At 73.5% G+C, this 15,059-nt stretch carries 12 protein-coding genes; 7 read left to right on the plus strand and 5 right to left on the minus strand.

Annotation, left to right across the window (positions count from 1 at the left end; all coding sequences use genetic code 11):
* Positions 1-23 precede the first annotated feature (23 nt).
* Both fabF and ACIBQX_RS11935 read left to right on the plus strand, forming a co-directional pair.
* Entirely contained in the window at positions 24-1,256 is a 1,233-nt protein-coding gene (gene fabF, locus ACIBQX_RS11930) for a beta-ketoacyl-ACP synthase II (protein ID WP_397003342.1), read from the plus strand.
* On the plus strand, positions 1,256-2,680 hold the full coding sequence (locus ACIBQX_RS11935) for an acyl-CoA carboxylase subunit beta (RefSeq protein ID WP_397003344.1): 1,425 nt from the start codon (positions 1,256-1,258) through the stop codon (positions 2,678-2,680). The genes fabF and ACIBQX_RS11935 overlap by 1 nt, the downstream gene beginning before the upstream one ends.
* Before the next feature lie 141 nt (positions 2,681-2,821).
* Here the strand turns inward: ACIBQX_RS11935 and ACIBQX_RS11940 are convergent, their stop codons facing one another.
* Positions 2,822-3,316: a DUF3145 domain-containing protein gene (locus ACIBQX_RS11940; protein ID WP_397003346.1), complete on the minus strand. Its 495-nt coding sequence runs from the start codon at positions 3,314-3,316 to the stop codon at positions 2,822-2,824.
* Between the two features lie 175 nt (positions 3,317-3,491).
* On the opposite strand from ACIBQX_RS11940, the gene ACIBQX_RS11945 reads away from it, so the two are divergent.
* From ACIBQX_RS11945 to ACIBQX_RS11960, 4 genes are all read left to right on the plus strand, one after another.
* On the plus strand, positions 3,492-4,505 hold the full coding sequence (locus ACIBQX_RS11945) for a S8 family peptidase (RefSeq protein WP_397003348.1): 1,014 nt from the start codon (positions 3,492-3,494) through the stop codon (positions 4,503-4,505).
* 74 nt (positions 4,506-4,579) lie between these two features.
* Positions 4,580-5,113 (plus strand): RNA polymerase sigma factor, encoded by a 534-nt coding sequence (locus ACIBQX_RS11950; RefSeq protein ID WP_397003350.1) that lies wholly within the window; start codon positions 4,580-4,582, stop codon positions 5,111-5,113.
* Positions 5,110-5,556, plus strand: a complete 447-nt coding sequence (locus ACIBQX_RS11955; RefSeq protein WP_397003352.1) for a hypothetical protein — start codon at positions 5,110-5,112, stop codon at positions 5,554-5,556. The genes ACIBQX_RS11950 and ACIBQX_RS11955 overlap by 4 nt, the downstream gene beginning before the upstream one ends.
* Before the next feature lie 64 nt (positions 5,557-5,620).
* A complete protein-coding gene (locus tag ACIBQX_RS11960; RefSeq protein ID WP_397003354.1) occupies positions 5,621-8,287 on the plus strand; it encodes a CHAT domain-containing protein in 2,667 nt (888 codons plus the stop codon).
* Here ACIBQX_RS11960 and ACIBQX_RS11965 read toward each other — a convergent pair.
* The 4 genes from ACIBQX_RS11965 to ACIBQX_RS11980 all read right to left on the minus strand — a co-directional run bounded on the left by ACIBQX_RS11965 (position 8,227) and on the right by ACIBQX_RS11980 (position 13,840).
* Positions 8,227-9,039 (minus strand): sulfurtransferase, encoded by an 813-nt coding sequence (locus ACIBQX_RS11965; RefSeq protein WP_397003356.1) that lies wholly within the window; start codon positions 9,037-9,039, stop codon positions 8,227-8,229. The genes ACIBQX_RS11960 and ACIBQX_RS11965 overlap by 61 nt on opposite strands.
* A complete protein-coding gene (locus ACIBQX_RS11970; RefSeq protein ID WP_397003358.1) occupies positions 9,036-10,151 on the minus strand; it encodes an alkaline phosphatase family protein in 1,116 nt (371 codons plus the stop codon). Before ACIBQX_RS11970 ends, ACIBQX_RS11965 begins: the two co-directional genes overlap by 4 nt.
* Before the next feature lie 112 nt (positions 10,152-10,263).
* The gene (locus ACIBQX_RS11975) at positions 10,264-10,848 is read right to left on the minus strand and encodes a DUF5998 family protein (protein ID WP_397003360.1); all 585 of its coding nucleotides are present in this window, start codon (positions 10,846-10,848) and stop codon (positions 10,264-10,266) included.
* A gap of 136 nt (positions 10,849-10,984) precedes the next feature.
* Entirely contained in the window at positions 10,985-13,840 is a 2,856-nt protein-coding gene (locus ACIBQX_RS11980; RefSeq protein ID WP_397003362.1) for a GNAT family N-acetyltransferase, read from the minus strand.
* A gap of 169 nt (positions 13,841-14,009) precedes the next feature.
* Here ACIBQX_RS11980 and ACIBQX_RS11985 point away from each other — a divergent pair, with 169 nt between their 5' ends.
* The gene (locus ACIBQX_RS11985) at positions 14,010-14,906 is read left to right on the plus strand and encodes a carbohydrate kinase family protein (protein WP_397003364.1); all 897 of its coding nucleotides are present in this window, start codon (positions 14,010-14,012) and stop codon (positions 14,904-14,906) included.
* Positions 14,907-15,059 lie beyond the last annotated feature (153 nt).

Genomic DNA, 15,059 nt, shown 5'->3' on the forward strand with positions numbered 1-15,059 from the left:
CTGATCGACAAGGAGTGCGAAACGTGAGTGCAAACCGGGTACGTGTCGTCGTCACCGGGCTCGGCGCGACGACGCCCGTCGGTGGAGACGTCAACTCATCCTGGTCGGCGCTCCTCGCCGGTCAGTCGGGTGTCAGGGCCCTCACCGAGGACTGGATCGACACCGTCCCCGTGACGTTCGCGGGGACGGCCGCGGTCGACCCTGCCGAGGTGCTGCCGCGGCCCGAGGCACGACGCCTCGACCGCAGCGAGCAGTTCGCCATGGTCGCCGCGCGTGAGGCGTGGCAGGACGCGGGTGCGCCCGAGGTGGCGCCGGAGCGGCTGGGCGTCGTCGTGTCCAGCGGCATCGGCGGCATCAACACCACCCTGTCCGCCTACGACACCTACAAGGAGCGCGGCTGGAACCGGCTGTCGCCCTTCACGGTGCCGATGCTCATGCCCAACGGCCCCGCCGCCTGGATCGGCCTCGACAGGGGCGCCCAGGCGGGGGTGCACGCCACGGTGTCCGCCTGCGCCTCCGGAGCAGAGGCCATCGGCTACGCGATGGACATGATCAGGGCCGGCCGGGCCGACGTGGTCGTCGCCGGCGGCACCGAGGCCGCCATCCACGGCCTCAACGTCGCGGCCTTCGCCGCCGCCCGTGCCATGTCCACCCGCAACGACGACCCGCAGGGCGCCTCGCGGCCGTGGGACCGCGACCGTGACGGGTTCGTGCTCGGCGAGGGCGCCGGCATCCTGGTGCTGGAGTCCGAGGAGTACGCAAAGGCCCGCGGCGCGCGGATCTACGCCTACGCCTGTGGTGTCGGCTACTCGTCCGACGGCTTCCACATCACCAACCCCGAGCCCGAGGGCCGGGGCATCAGCATGGCGATGACGCACGCGCTCACCGACGCCGGGCTCACCGGCCGGGACGTCAAGCACGTCAACGCGCACGCCACCTCCACCCCCGCCGGCGACGTCATCGAGGTGCAGGCCGTGGCCAAGGCCATCGGCACCCACCCGCTGGTGACCTCGACCAAGTCCATGACCGGCCACCTCCTGGGCGGCGCGGGTGGCATCGAGTCCGTCTTCACCGTCAAGTCGCTCCAGGAGCGCATCGTCCCCGCCACCATCAACCTCAGCAACGTCGACGACGGCATCGAGGTGGATCTCGTGCACGGCGCGAACCGGGCGCTGCCCGAAGGTGACATCGCCGCCGTCAACAACTCCTTCGGCTTCGGCGGCCACAACGTGACCGTCGTGTTCCAGGGGGCCTAATGACCGTGCTCGACGACCGAGCACCGAAGGAGGGCTCCGATCCGGAGCCTGCCGATCCCCGGGACCCGGCCGTACGCCTGGCCGCGCTGCTCGACGAGGGCTCGCTGCGGCTGATCACCTCTGAGGACAAGAGCGGCGTGCTCGCCGCGATGGGCCGCGTCGAGGGTGTCCCCGTCGTCGCGTTCAGCAGTGACGCCCGTTTCCAGGGCGGCGCGATGGGCAGCGAGGGCTGCGAGCACATCGTGCACGCCTATGACGTGGCCGTCCGCGAACGGGTGCCGATCCTCGGGATCTGGCACTCCGGCGGTGCGCGACTCGCCGAAGGCGTCGAGTCGCTGCACGCCGTCGGCCGGGTCTTCGCCGCCATGACCAAGGCGTCGGGGGTGGTGCCGCAGATCTCCGTGGTCGTCGGCGCCGCCGCCGGTGGCGCCGCCTACGGCCCGGCGCTGACCGATCTGGTGATCCTCGCCGACTCCGGCCGCATCTTCGTCACCGGCCCCGACGTCGTACGCAGCGTCACGGGCGAGGACGTCACCAGCGCCGCGCTGGGCGGCCCCGAGCCGCACAGCAAGCGCAGCGGCGTCGTGCACATCGTCGCCGAGACGGAGGCCGACGCGCTGCTGCGGGCCCGCCGGCTCGCGGTGCTGCTGGGCCACCAGGGCCGGGTGCGCGCTTCCGCCGTGGACGAGGTGGACTTCTCCACGCTGCTGCCGGAGTCGGCGCGGCGTGCCTACGACGTCAAGCCGCTCGTCAACGGCCTGCTGGACGAGCCGGGCATCGAGCTGCACCCCAAATGGGCGCCCAACATCGTCACGTCGCTGGGCCGCCTCGGTGGCCGGACGGTCGGCGTGATCGCCAACAACCCGATGCGGCTCGGCGGCTGCCTCGACGCCACGTCCGCCGAGAAAGCCGCTCGCTTCGTCCGTATGTGTGACGCTTTCGGAGTCCCATTGGTTGTCCTCGTGGACGTGCCGGGTTATCTGCCCGGCGTCGGCCAGGAGCACGACGGCGTGGTCCGGCGGGGAGCCAAGCTGCTGCACGCGTTCGCCGAGGCGTCGGTGCCGCGCGTCACGCTGGTCACCCGTAAGGCCTACGGCGGCGCCTACGTCGCCATGAACTCCCGCGCCCTGGGCGCCACCAAGGTGTTCGCCTGGCCGACCGCCGAGATCGCGGTCATGGGCGCGGTCGCCGCGGTGCGCGTGCTCAAGCGCAGGGAGCTGGCCGCCGCTCCCGAGGAGGAGCGGGCCGAGCTGGAGCAGCGGCTCGCCCGGGAGCACGAGAAGCTCGCGGGCGGGCTCACCCGCGCGCAGGAGCTGGGCGTGATCGACGAGGTCATCAAGCCGGAGGAGTCCCGCGGCGCGATCGCCAAGGTCCTCGCCCAGGCCACTCCTGCCAGGGGCGCGCACGGGAACATCCCGCTGTGATCCAGTGACACGAAGGGCCCCGCACCGGTAAGAGGTGCGGGGCCCTTCGGTATGGCCTCGGATCTTCGTACGGGTCCTCGTAGGGGGCTGCCCGGGTCTTCGCATGGGCGGGCTCGGGTGGTCGCGGTCGAGGGGCGCACCTCAGACGGCGGCGTGCAGCCAGCGCACGGGAGCGCCGTCGCCCGCGTAGCGGAACGGCTCCAGCTCCTCGTCCCACTGCTTGCCGAGCAGTTTGTCCAGCTCGTCCTCCAGCACGGAGCGCCCCTGGGCAGCCGTCAGCATCACGGCGCGCAGCCGGTCCTCGGGGATCAGGATGTCGCCGGCGGCGCCGATGACCGCGCTGAAGGCGCCGAGCGTCGGCGTGTAGGCATGCCGGGAGCCGTCGACACCCGGCGAGGCGTCCTCGGTGATCTCGAACCTGATGCGCTGCCACCCCATCAGGGAGGAGGCGATGGCCGCCGCGATGCCCGCGCGACCTTCCCACTCCGCCTGCGCCCGCACCACGTTGGGTGCCGCGGGTTGCGGGGTCCAGGTCAGGTCCACGGGCACGCCTAGGACGCCCGCGACCGCCCATTCGATATGAGGGCACAGCGCGGGCTGAGCCGAGTGGACGTACAGCACGCCACGAGCAGACACCGGACCTCCCGATTCGGTACGAGGTGCGCCTTCCCCAACGGCCTCGTCCTGGGATGATCACAAGTGACTAGGGAGAGACTACCGTCGGTTGTAATCGGACACCAGAGGGGGGCCATACCAAGTTGGTGCGCGTGTGGCATGTGACAGCTGGGCAAGCTGGGAAAGATACCCGCTCATGGACATCGAACCAGTCGGCGAGGCGCTCATCCGCCCAGGCCAGATCCTGACGGATCGCAGCGCGCTGTCGGCCGCCGCACGCTGGACCCAGGCGGTCTCGGAGGCCGACGGGGTCTGCGTCATCCACCTGACGTCCGGGGTGGACCCGTGCGAGCTCACCAGGGATCTGCGCGAGCACGGTTTCCGGGCCTCGCCCAATCACGTCCTCGTCGGGCAGCCCCTGTTCTTCGGCGGCCCGGCCACCAGGCCCTTCCCCTGCCCGCCGGTCACCTACCGGCCGGGCAGGGCCAGGTCCCAGGTGGTGGTGGGGCTGGTCGACACCGGCGTGGCCGCGCACCGATGGTGGGCCGACAGCGACTGGTACGCCCGGATGGGCGCCGAGGGCGCCGACGCGACCGAGGGCTCGCAGGCCGGGCACGGCACGTTCCTGGCGGGCCTGCTGACGCGCGGGGCGCCCGGCGCGTGGCTGCAGGTGAGCCGGGTGCTCAACGGCGACGGGGTGGGCGACGAGGCCACCGTGGTCCGGGCGCTGCACCGGATGCGCGACCGGCCGCCACAGGTGCTCAACCTGTCCTTCGGCGGCCACACCTTCGACGACAGGCCGCCGCCCCTGCTGGCCGACGCGCTCGCCGAGCTGCAGGACACGGTGGCCGTCGCGTGCGCCGGCAACACGGCCTCGGAGCGGCCCTTCTATCCCGCCGCGCTGGCCGGCACGATCGCGGTGGGCGCCGTGGACCACACGCTGGAGCGCCGCGCGCCGTTCTCGGCCCACGGCTCGTGGGTGGACGCCTGCGCGCGCGGCGAATGGCTGTCGAGCAGCTTCCTGGAGCGGGGCGAGTTCGCCGGCTACGCCTCCTGGAGCGGCACGTCGTTCGCCACGGCCATCGTCGCCGGGGCCATCGCCGACGCCGCCCGGGACCTGCCGGTCAAAGAGGCGGCGCTGCGGGTGCTCGACCCCCGGGAAACCCGGCAAATTCCCGATCTGGGAGTTCTCGTCCCCTCGATTCTGTAGAGTTTACGCTCAGTCCTCGGACGATCACGGGGAGGCAGATTCGCCTCTCCGTGCGGGTCGGAAAGGAGGCCGTAATGCAGGACCCACGCGATCCAGCGGAGCTGCTCTCAGCCGCGGCCGACGGCGACCAGCGGGCCTGGGACGAGCTCGAGTCCAGGTTCGGCCCGCGCATGTGGGCGGTCACCCGCGCGTGCGGGCTGGGCGAGGCCGACGCGGCGGACGCGGTCCAGGGCGCCTGGCTGCGCCTGCTGGAGCATCTCCACAGCATCAGGGAGCCGGCCCTGGTCGGCGCCTGGCTCGCGACGACCGCCCGGCGCGAAGCGCTCCTGCTGCTGCGCAAGACGCCGCTCGGCCTCGGCTTCGAGCCGGCCGACGCCCCCGACCCGGCGTCCGCCGTGCTGGAGGCCGACGGCAACCGCCTGCTCTGGCAGACGGTCTCCGCCCTGCAGGAGCCGTGCCGCACCCTGCTCCACCTCGTCGCGACCGACCTCGGCAGCCGCCAGATGGCGACGCGGCTGGGTGTCCCTGTCGGTAGCGTCGGCCCGACCAGGGCCCGGTGCCTGGAAAAACTGCGCACCCTGATCTCACTACAGGAGACGGTGCAATGATCAACGACGAATACTTTCTGGCGGCCCTCAGGCTCGCCTCCGGCAACGATCCGATCCCGGGCCATGTGTCCGCCGCGGCGCGTGACGTCTTCGAGCTGCGGGTGCCCCGGGCGGTGACCGCCATGCCCGCCGAGGGCGCCACGGCTCGCGGCGTGCGCGGGACGGACGCCCCGCAGTCGGTCCGGTTCGTCGCCGCCGGGCTCACCTTCGACCTGGAGGTGACCGTGGGCGACGGGCTCATCGACGTGGTCGGTCAGGTGTTCCCGGCTCCCTGCGAGGGCAGCCACGTCGAGGTCCGCACCCCTCATCTGACGCTCACCAGGAGCCTGGCCGGCAGCGGTCAGTTCGCGGCCACCGGCCTGCCACCGGGCTGGCTCAGCGTGGTCTGCCACCGCCCCGGCCAGGAGCCCGTCCAGACCAGGTGGGTGCGCGTCCGCCCGTGAGAGACCCGGCCGGGCCGCGCCTGCCCGCCGCACCAGCAAAACCGAGGCACACATGGCGACACCGGTGAGACATCAACCGCCCGGCCGTTCCCCGGACACCGCCCTGCTCGTGCGGGCCGCGGAGATGGCCGTGCTGCGGTCGGTGGTGGATCCCGGGCAGGCCCTCGACGCGGGCCGTACCATCCTCAAGGCGGCCGTGGCGGCCGGATCCGCCGAGGCGGAGGTCGTCGCGCTGCGGGCCATGGCGCTGGCGGCGCGTGAGCTCGGCGATCTGCCGGGCGCGGAGGAGTATCTCCGGCAGGCCGTCCACACCGTGGGCGCGCCCGCCGAGCGGCGCGCCCAGGCCAGACTCTCGCTGGTGACGGTACGGACCGAGCGCGGCCATCCCCTGCAGGCGCTCCGGGTCGCCGCCCTGGCCTGGGCCTACCTGTCGCCGCTCGACCGGGCCAAGCTCGACACGCAGCGGGCCGTCGCCCTGGCCCACCTGGGCCGCTATCAGGAGGCCATCGCCTCCTGCGACCGGGCGCTGCAGGCCCTGGCCGCCGCCCCCGGCACCGTCGACGACCGCCGGTTCCTGGCCGGCGGCCTGCTCAACCGGGGCCTGGTGCACGCCTACCGGGGCGACTGGGACGACGCCATGCGCGACATCAGCACCTGCCAGGAGATCGCCCGGCACGCCGGGCTCCGCCACCTGACCCGCCTGGCCGCCGCCAACCTGCCCTTTCTCGCGGTACGGCGCGGCGACGTCGGCGGCGCCTTCACCCACTACCGCGCGGCCGAGGACACCCTGTTCGGCTTTCCTGAGCGGCTGGCCACGATGCGCGCCGACTTCGCCGCCGCGCTGCTGGCCGCCCACCTGCCCGGCGAGGCCCGGGCCCTGCTCAGCCTGGCCGTGCCCGATCTGGAGAGAACCGGTGCGCACGTGGCGCTGGCGGAAGCGCGGCTGAAGCTGGCCCAGGTGGAGTTGCTGACCGGTGACCCGCACGAGGCGATGGCGGTGGCCGAGCGAGCCATGCGGGAGCTGTCGGCGCAGGATCGGCGGACATGGCTGCCCCTGGCCCATGAGGTCGTACTGCGGGCCAGGCTGGCCCTGGAGCCGCCGACGTCCGCCCTGCTGGCCGAGCTGGTCACGTGCGCGACCGAGCTGGAGAAGGACACCGCCCACCTGGCGGAGGCCGCCGCGCTGCGGCTGGTGGCGGCCGAGATCGCGCTGGCCGTCGACGACCATCCGGCCGCGTCGGCCCAGCTCGCCCGGCTCACGGCGCACGCCAGGCGGTGCGAGCGCTGGACGCCCGCGGGCACCCGGCTGACGCCCCTGCTCTCCGACTCGGACACCAGCCGCCTGGCCCAGGCCTCGCAGGTGCCGGCTCCCGTACGCCAGCACGCGCTCGCACTGGAGGCGGCGCTGCAGGAGGACGTCCCTGCGGCGTTCCGGGCGGTTCGCGAGGGGCTGGCCGAGGTGGGTGACCGAGCCGACGCCTTCGACGACCCGTCGCTGCGCGCGCACGCCGTCAGGGCGGGTGAGCGGCTGGCGGCGTTCGGGCTGCGGCTCGCGGTGCGTGACGGGGGCGCCGAGGAGGTGTTCGAGTGGGCCGAACGCTGGCGGGCGGTGGCCGTTCCCGCGCACGCCTGCTCCCCCGCGGTCCTCGACCAGGTACGGGCCGCGCTGGGCCGGGCGGCCCTGGTGGAGTTCGTCCCCGACGGGGAGTCGCTGGTCGCGGTCGTGGTCACCGGCGAGCGGGTGACGCTGCGGCGGCTCGGCGCCCTGCTGCCGGTGACCGAGGCCCTCATCCGCCTGCGCTACTCACTCCGCCGATCCACCCTCCGAGACGGCTTCCTCACCGAGCGACCGGCCGGCGAGACCGCAGAGCGTCCCACCGGCAGCGAAGCCGCCGGGCATCCCACCGCCGAGGACGACGGGCGGCCGATCAGTGTGCGTCATACGGCCGAGCCCGCTGCCGAGTTGGAGCGGCTGCTGCTGCGGCCGATCGACGCCGAGATCGGGGACCGGCCGCTGGTGCTGGTGCCCACCGGGGTGCTGCACACGCTGCCCTGGGCCACGCTGCCCGCCCTGCGCGAGCGTCCGGTGAGCGTGGCCGCGAGCGCCGCCGCCTGGCTCGGCGCCACCCGCCGGGCGCCCGTCACAGAGCCGACCACGGTGATCGCGGCGGTCGGGCCGGGGCTGGCGCACGCCCGCGAGGAGGTCGAGCGGGTGCTCGCCTGCCATCCTCACGCGCGTGAGGTGCCGGCGCGGACCGGCCCGGTGCTGGCCGCGCTGGAGTCCGCCGACGTGCTGCACCTGGCGGCCCACGGGGTGTTCCACGCGCGCAGCCCGCTGCTGTCGAGCATCACGCTGGACGACGGCCCGCTCATGGCCTACGACCTGCTGGGCATGTCACAGGCTGCCCGGCTCGTCGTGCTGTCGTCGTGCGACTCCGGGATGGCCCGCACGCCCACCGACGGCGCGCCGCTCGGGCTGGCCGGCACGTTCCTGGCGCGGGGCGCGGCATGCGTGGTCGCCGGGCTGGTGCCGGTGCGCGACGAGGACGCGCTGGCGCTGATGACCCGCTTCCACGAGCTGCTCGCGGCGGGCCACCCCCCGGCCACGGCGCTGGCGGACGCCTCGGCCAAGACCGGGGTGCTGGGGTTCGTCTGTTTCGGCGCGGGCGATCAGCCGGTGGCGACCGGCCTGGAGGGGTCGGCGACCCAGTTGGACCACGAGCCCACGTAGAGGGCGGCCGGCCGGCCCGCCACCTCCAGGGCGAGCACCTCGTGGGCGGCCGTCACGCCGGATCCGCAGTAGGCGCCGGCCGGGACGCCCTCGCCCACTCCGAGCTCGGTGAAGCGGGCCCGCAGCGTCTCCGGGGCCAGGAACCTGCCGTCGCTGCCGACGTTGGCGGTGGTGGGCGCGCTGACCGCGCCCGGGATGTGGCCGGCCACCGGGTCGATCGGCTCCACCTCGCCGCGGTAGCGCTCCTCGGCGCGGGCGTCGAGGAGCACGCCGGACACGGCCAGCGCCGCCGCCCCGTCCGCGTCGAGCATCGGCATCCCGCCCGGGACGGCGGTGAAGTCACCGGAGGCGACCTCGGGCTCCTCCTTGGTGACGGGCAGGCCGGCGGCGATCCAGGCTCCCAGGCCGCCGTCGAGGACCCGTACGTCCTGATGCCCGTAGTAGCGCAGCAGCCACCAGGCGCGCGCGGCGGCCATCGCGCCCGAGTCGTCGTAGACCACCACCGGCCGCCCGCCGGACACGCCCAGCCGTCGCATCGCCTGCTCGAACGCGGCCGCGTCGGGCAGGGGATGGCGGCCGGCCGCTCCGGGCGCCGCCGTCAGGTCGGCATCGAGGTCGCAGAAGACGGCGTCGGGCAGGTGCCCCTCCCGGTACATGCCGACGCCGGGCGGCCCGCCGAGCCGCCAGCGCACGTCGAGCACGCTCGCGTCGTCGAGCGCGGCCAGGTCGTCCGGGATGATCAGCGGGCTCATCGGGTGGATACCTCCAGAAGTGGCACGTGCTGCTCGGCCACGGTCATCGAGCCGTGGTAGCCGGTGAACAGGGCCTCGATCGGATGCGCGGCCGGGGCGACGATGGCCAGATTGGTGTAGGGGACAGCGATGACGTCGCCGATGCGGCCCAGCCAGTCGGCGCGCACCCGCGGCCCGAACCAGCCGGACTCGACCGCCTCCTGCCGGGAGACCACCCAGGCGCGGCCGCGCAGCATCTCGCCCCAGGCGTCGAACACCTCCACGGCGGCGCCCGGCTGAGCGTAGACATGCCTGGCCCTGGCCTCGCCGCCCAGCATGGCGACCCCGCGCGTCAGCTCGGGCGTCGCCTCGGCGTCGAGCTTGTCGAGCGCGTTGACCATCCCGTGGTCGGCCGTCACGAACAGCGCGGTGCCCGGCGGCAGGCCCTCGGCCAGCCGCTCGGCCATGGCGTCGACGATCGCCAGCTGCGCCAGCCACTCCGGGCTGCCCCAGCCCGTCATGTGACCGGTGGCGTCGAGATCGCCGTAGTAGACGGTGACGTGGGCTCGCGGGCGCGCCAGCTCGGCGAGTGTCCGCGCCACCCGCTCGTCCACCGTCTCGGCCCCCACATAACGGACCCCGCGATAGACGGCCTCGGTCAGCCCGGTGCCCTCGTAGGCGGCGGGCGCGACGTAGACGGGCTCGATCCCCGCCGCCGCGGCCCGCTCGTAGACCGTCGCGCTCGGCTGCCACTCCAGCGGGTCCATCGCCATCCCGGTCCAGCGCAGGCAGTTGAACAGCCGCCCGGCGCCGGGCACGGCGAGCATCAGGCCCATCATCCCGTGCTCCCCCGGCGACAGGCCGGTGCCGAGCGAGCACAGGCTCGTGACGGTGGTCGCGGGGAACCCGGCACTCAGCGTCCGGCCGGCGATGGCGGCCAGGAACGGCGCGGTGTCGGCGTGCGCGCGCAGCAGCTCCGCGCCGAGCCCGTCCACGATGAACAGGCAGGTGCGGGCGGCGGGCGCGATGGCCAGCGGATTGGGCTCGTCCAGGCCCAGCGCCGCGAGCAGGGAGCGGGCGAGATCGGGCAGCGCCGCCCCGTCGTACGCGGGCACCAGCGGTCCGATCTCCATGGCCCGATCCTATCGGCCCGCCCCCGCCCCGGCCATGAGCACGAACCCACCCAGGTCGTACGTTCCCTCCGCCCGGCCGGGCAGGCGGTCCTCCGATCGGTGGGACGGGACCTCAGTGCACGGCGGTGGCTTCGGACAGGGCCTTGGCGAACGACAGGACGTGGGCGACCGCCTCCGGGCCGTCGGCCGCCTCGCTGACCCGCAGCGAGAGGTCGTCGGCCGTGACGGCGCCGGTGTAGCCGTGGTCGGCCTCGCAGTTCTCGTCGCCGCAGGTCGCGGGCTCCAGGTCCACGTGGGAGATGGCGCCCCAGCCGATCGTGAGCGTCACCTCCGTCGGAGGGACGCCGGGAACATAGGAGGCGGGGTCGGGGACCACCCGGGTGACCGCCACCGACTGGATCCGGCTGAGCCGGACCGCCTCCGACGTGGTGGAGGCGTGCGCGGTGGAGACGCCCTCCACGGCCGGGTGCTCGTCGGTGTGGCAGACCAGGAGCCTCGAGGTGGACAGAACCAGGACGGTGACGTGCCTGCGCACCTCCATTGCGGGATCGAAGGTGGCCTCGTGGTGGACCACGAACGCGGTCACGGCCTCCTTGCCCAGCGCGGATTCGACCGCATCGGAGACGAGGTCGGGATAGTAGCCGCTGCGCTCGATGGCTTCACGCAGGCCCGCGGCTGAGACTCGGGTTTCCCTCATGGACCCAGTTTGCCAGGGCGACACAGTGCAACCACCCGCCGGATATAACGCTCTATAACGTCTTTTACCTGACGAAAACCTGACGTCGTGGCTGTCCGCCCACCCGGGGACGCGCCACGACAAGCGGGGGGCCGGGCTAACCCAGCCTGCGGGGGCCGCCGTCGAGGCGGGGGCCGGGTGGGGTGCGCAGGGTCGCCCGCGCGTCGAGGACTATCACCCCGGACTCCCCCACCAGGACCTGGTCCAGGTCGAGTCTGCACAGCTCGGGCAGGTCGTGGCCCAGGCGGCTCACCCTGGTCAGGAGGTCCTCGAGGGCGTCGACCGCGACCGGCGGGTAACCGTACTCACCGAACAGCAGCGGCGCGGCGCGTACGGACCGCACCAGGGCGGCGGCGTCCTCGCGGGTGAGGGGAGCCAGGCGGAAGCCCTGGTCGAGCAGGAGGCGCGCGGTCACCTCGCCCAGCCCGAAGGACACGACCGGCCCGAACGCGGGATCCTCGATGACGCTCACCACGGTCGGCACGGCGGGCTGCGGGGCCATCCGCTGGACTGCCAGCTCCACGTCCTCGCCGAACTGCTGGGCGAACTCGGCGTACGCGTGCCGTACGCTCTCGGCGTTCGGCAGCCCGAGCCTGACGGTGCCGGCGCGGCGCGAGGCGTCGGGGCCGGCCACCTTGAGCACCGCCGGCCAGCCGAGGCGTCCGGCGGCGGCGACCGCCTCGTCGGGCGAGCGCACCACCTCGGCGGGCCACACGGTGACGCCGTAGCAGGCGAGCAGTTCGGCGGCGTCGACCCGCACCGGCGGCCCCGCCTCGGCGAAGACGGGCGCCTTGGAGTAGGCCCCGGCATGCTCGGCGACGCTCACACCCGGCGAGCCCGGAACCAGGGGTGGGGCCGGAGTGCTGTCCGCGACAGCATCGGCCTGCGACGGAGCCTGTCCGCCATCAAGGCCGGTGGCGGCAGTCGACGGCTGTCCGCCGCCAGTGTCGGCGGCGACCGTCGACGGCTCTCCGGTAGCGCTGTCGGTGGAGGACGTCGACGGCTGAGCGGGAGTCAGCGCTTCGTTGGCGAGGGCGCGGGCGCGGTCCGTGTCGATGTCGTCGAGGTCCGGCGGCGGGAGGGCGGGCCGGGCTCGCCAGGTGGCGTAGCGGACCGCCAGCGCCAGCGCCCTGACCGCCTCCTCGGGCGCGGCGTAGGAAGGGATGGAGCCGCGTGCCGGGACCGGGCCGCCGGTCTGCAGGTAGGGGTGCATGCCGAGGCGCCCCTGGAAGGTGGCGAGCACGGGCTTGGCCGAGCCGTGCGAGACCTCCAGGAGCCGGGCGGCCACGGCTGCGGCGTCGCCGGGAATGGGCGGCATGTAGATGACGACCGCCGCGTCGACCTCGGGGGCGGCCAGCTCGCCCGCGAGTGCCGTACAGAACTCCTCGGCCCCGGCCGCCGGGCCGAGGTTGATCGGAGCGCGGGGCTCCAGCCCCGCCGCGACGCACCCGTCCGCGGCGAGCAGGCCGAGCGCGTCGGAGTTGGTGATCAGGGCGACGCGCGGTCCGGCGGGCAGCGGCTGGTAGGCCAGGAGCTGGCCGACGTCGAAGAGCTGGATGAGGTCGTCGACCCGGATCAGCCCGGCCTGCTCGAACAGGGAGCTGATCGCCGAGTCGGGCAGGCCGAGCTCCTCGGCGGAGTGACCGGCCGGGGTGCCACCGCTCTTGACCACCACGATCGGCTTGGTCCGCGAGATGCGCCTGGCCAGCCGGGTGAACTTGCGCGGGTTGCCGAGCGATTCGAGGTAGAGCAGGATCACCTCGGTCGAGGCGTCCTCCTCCCAGTACTGCAGCAGGTCGTTGCCCGACACGTCGGCCCGGTTGCCCGCGGAGACGAACGACGAGATGCCCATCCCGCGCTCCTTGACCCGCTGGAGCAGCGCGGTGCCGAGGGCACCCGACTGGCTGAAGAAGCCCACCCGGCCCCGGCCCGGCACGGTGGCGGCGAGGGTGGCGTTGAGCTTGACGGCGGGGTCGGTGTTGGCGATGCCGAGGCAGTTGGGGCCCACCACGCGCAGGCCGTAGGAGCGGGCGATGCGGGCCAGCTCGTCCTGCCTGCCCCGGCCCTCCTGGCCCGTCTCGCCGAACCCGGAGGAGAGCACGATCAGGCCGTGCACGCCCTTCTCGGCGCACTCCTTGACCACGTCGAGCACGCCTTCGGCGGGCACGGCGACGACGGCCAGGTCCACCTCGTCGTCGATGGCGGTCACACTCGGGTAGGCGCGCACGCCGGCCATGGCGCGCACCTCGCGGTGCACCGGGTAGACGGGGCCGGTGAAGTCGGCGGCGAGCAGGTTGCGCAGCGCGGTGTGGCCGACGCCGCCGGGGTCGCGCGAGGCGCCGATGACGGCGACCGAGCCTGGGGTGAGGAGCCTGGCGATCGAGCGGGCCTCGGCCCGGTGCTCGCGCGCGGTGGTCACCTCGGCGGCGGTCTCGGTGGGGGTCAGGTCGAGTGTCATGCGTACGACACCGTCGGCGAACCGGGTCTCGGCCGTGTAACCGGCCTGGCGCAGCACGCCCATCATCTTCATGTTGGCGGGCAGCACGTCGGCGACGAACCGCTCGATGCCCCGCTCGCGGGCGGTGGCGGCCAGGTGTTCGAGGAGCACCGAGGCCACTCCCCTGCCCTGGTGGGCGTCCTCCACGAGGAAGGCCACCTCGCCCTCACCCGGCGCGGTCCGGTCGTAGCGGATGACCGCGACCATCTCGGTGCCGATGGTGGCGATGAGGGCGACCCGGTTGAGGTAGTCGACGTTGGTGAACCACGCGACTTCCTTGTCCGACAGTCGCGGGCGCGGCCCGAAGAACCGGAAATAGATCGACTCGTCGGACAGGCGGGAGTAGAAGGCGCGCAGGCGGTCGGCGTCGGCGGGCCGGATCGGACGCACGTGGGCGGTGCCCCCGTCGGCCAGGACGACGTCGGCTTCCCAGTGGGCCGGATATTGTGCCTCCACAGTCACGAGCGTAAACCCGCATCCCACATGCCAAGAATTCCGGGGCGTTTTGGGCAACGCTTGTGCATCGACTCAGGCCTGGTGTCCTGGGTCCGCCCCACGAGCAGCCCGGAAGCTGTTAGTTTTGCCGTGGCCAGGCTCGATCCGAAGGCAGCAAGGTGGTGGCATCATGACGCGGGTCGTCGTGGTGGGCGATCTCATGACCGACGCGGTCGCTCGCGCCCGTTATGCGCTTGCCCGTGCGAGCGACACCCCGGCGATCGTGACCATGCATGGTGGCGGCTCCGGGGCCAACATTGCCTCGTGGCTCGCGGTCGAAGGCGCCGAGGTGGCCTTCATCGGCCGCAGAGGCGCCGACATCACCGGGCGTAACCGCGACATGGAGCTGATGGGCTATGGCGTGGACGCCAGGCTCGTCATGGATCCTGAGCGGCCGACCGGCACCTGCGTGGTGCTCGTCACGCACAAGGGTGAGCGCACCATGCTGTCCGATCCCGGCGCCAACGCCGCGCTCCTGCCGGAGGACCTGCCGCGCGACCTCTTCAACGGCGGCGGCGGACACCTGCACCTTTCCGGCTACACGCTGATCAACGAGGGCTCCCGCGACGCCGGCCTCGCCGCGCTCGACATGGCCCACCACTCCGGGATGTCGATCTCCGTCGACTGCGCCTCCTCGGCGCCTCTTGAGCGTACGGGGGCCGAGCCGTTCCTTGAGTGGACCAGTGGCGCCAAGCTGCTGTTCGCCAACATCGACCAGGCCAAGGTGCTGACCGGCCGGGACGACCCCGAGGCCGCCGCCAAGGTGCTGACGGCGTGGTTCCCGCAGGTCGTGATCAAGATGAACGCCGAGGGCGCGCTGTGGTTCGGCAACGGCCGGCCGGAGCCGGTCCGGGTGCCGGCCGAGCCGGTGGACCGGATCGTGGACGGCACGGGCGCGGGCGACGCCTTCTGCGCCGGCTTCCTGCCGCCGTGGCTGGCGGGCAAGCCTCCGGCGGAGGCCCTGGGCGCCGGCTGCAGCCTGGCGTCCAAGGCGATCGTGCACCTGGGAGCGCGTCCGCGCCTCTAGCGCCCGGCCTTCCGGACGACGTCTCCGACGCCCGGCTGCCGGACGGCCCTGCCGCGTGACCGGGCCGTCCCACTGCCGGGCCGTCCCACTGCCGGGCCGTCCCACTGCCTGCCGGGCCGTCCCACTGCCGGGCCGTCCCACTGCCTGCCGGGC

Source organism: Nonomuraea sp. NPDC049714, from assembly GCF_044465295.1.
GTDB lineage: Bacteria > Actinomycetota > Actinomycetes > Streptosporangiales > Streptosporangiaceae > Nonomuraea.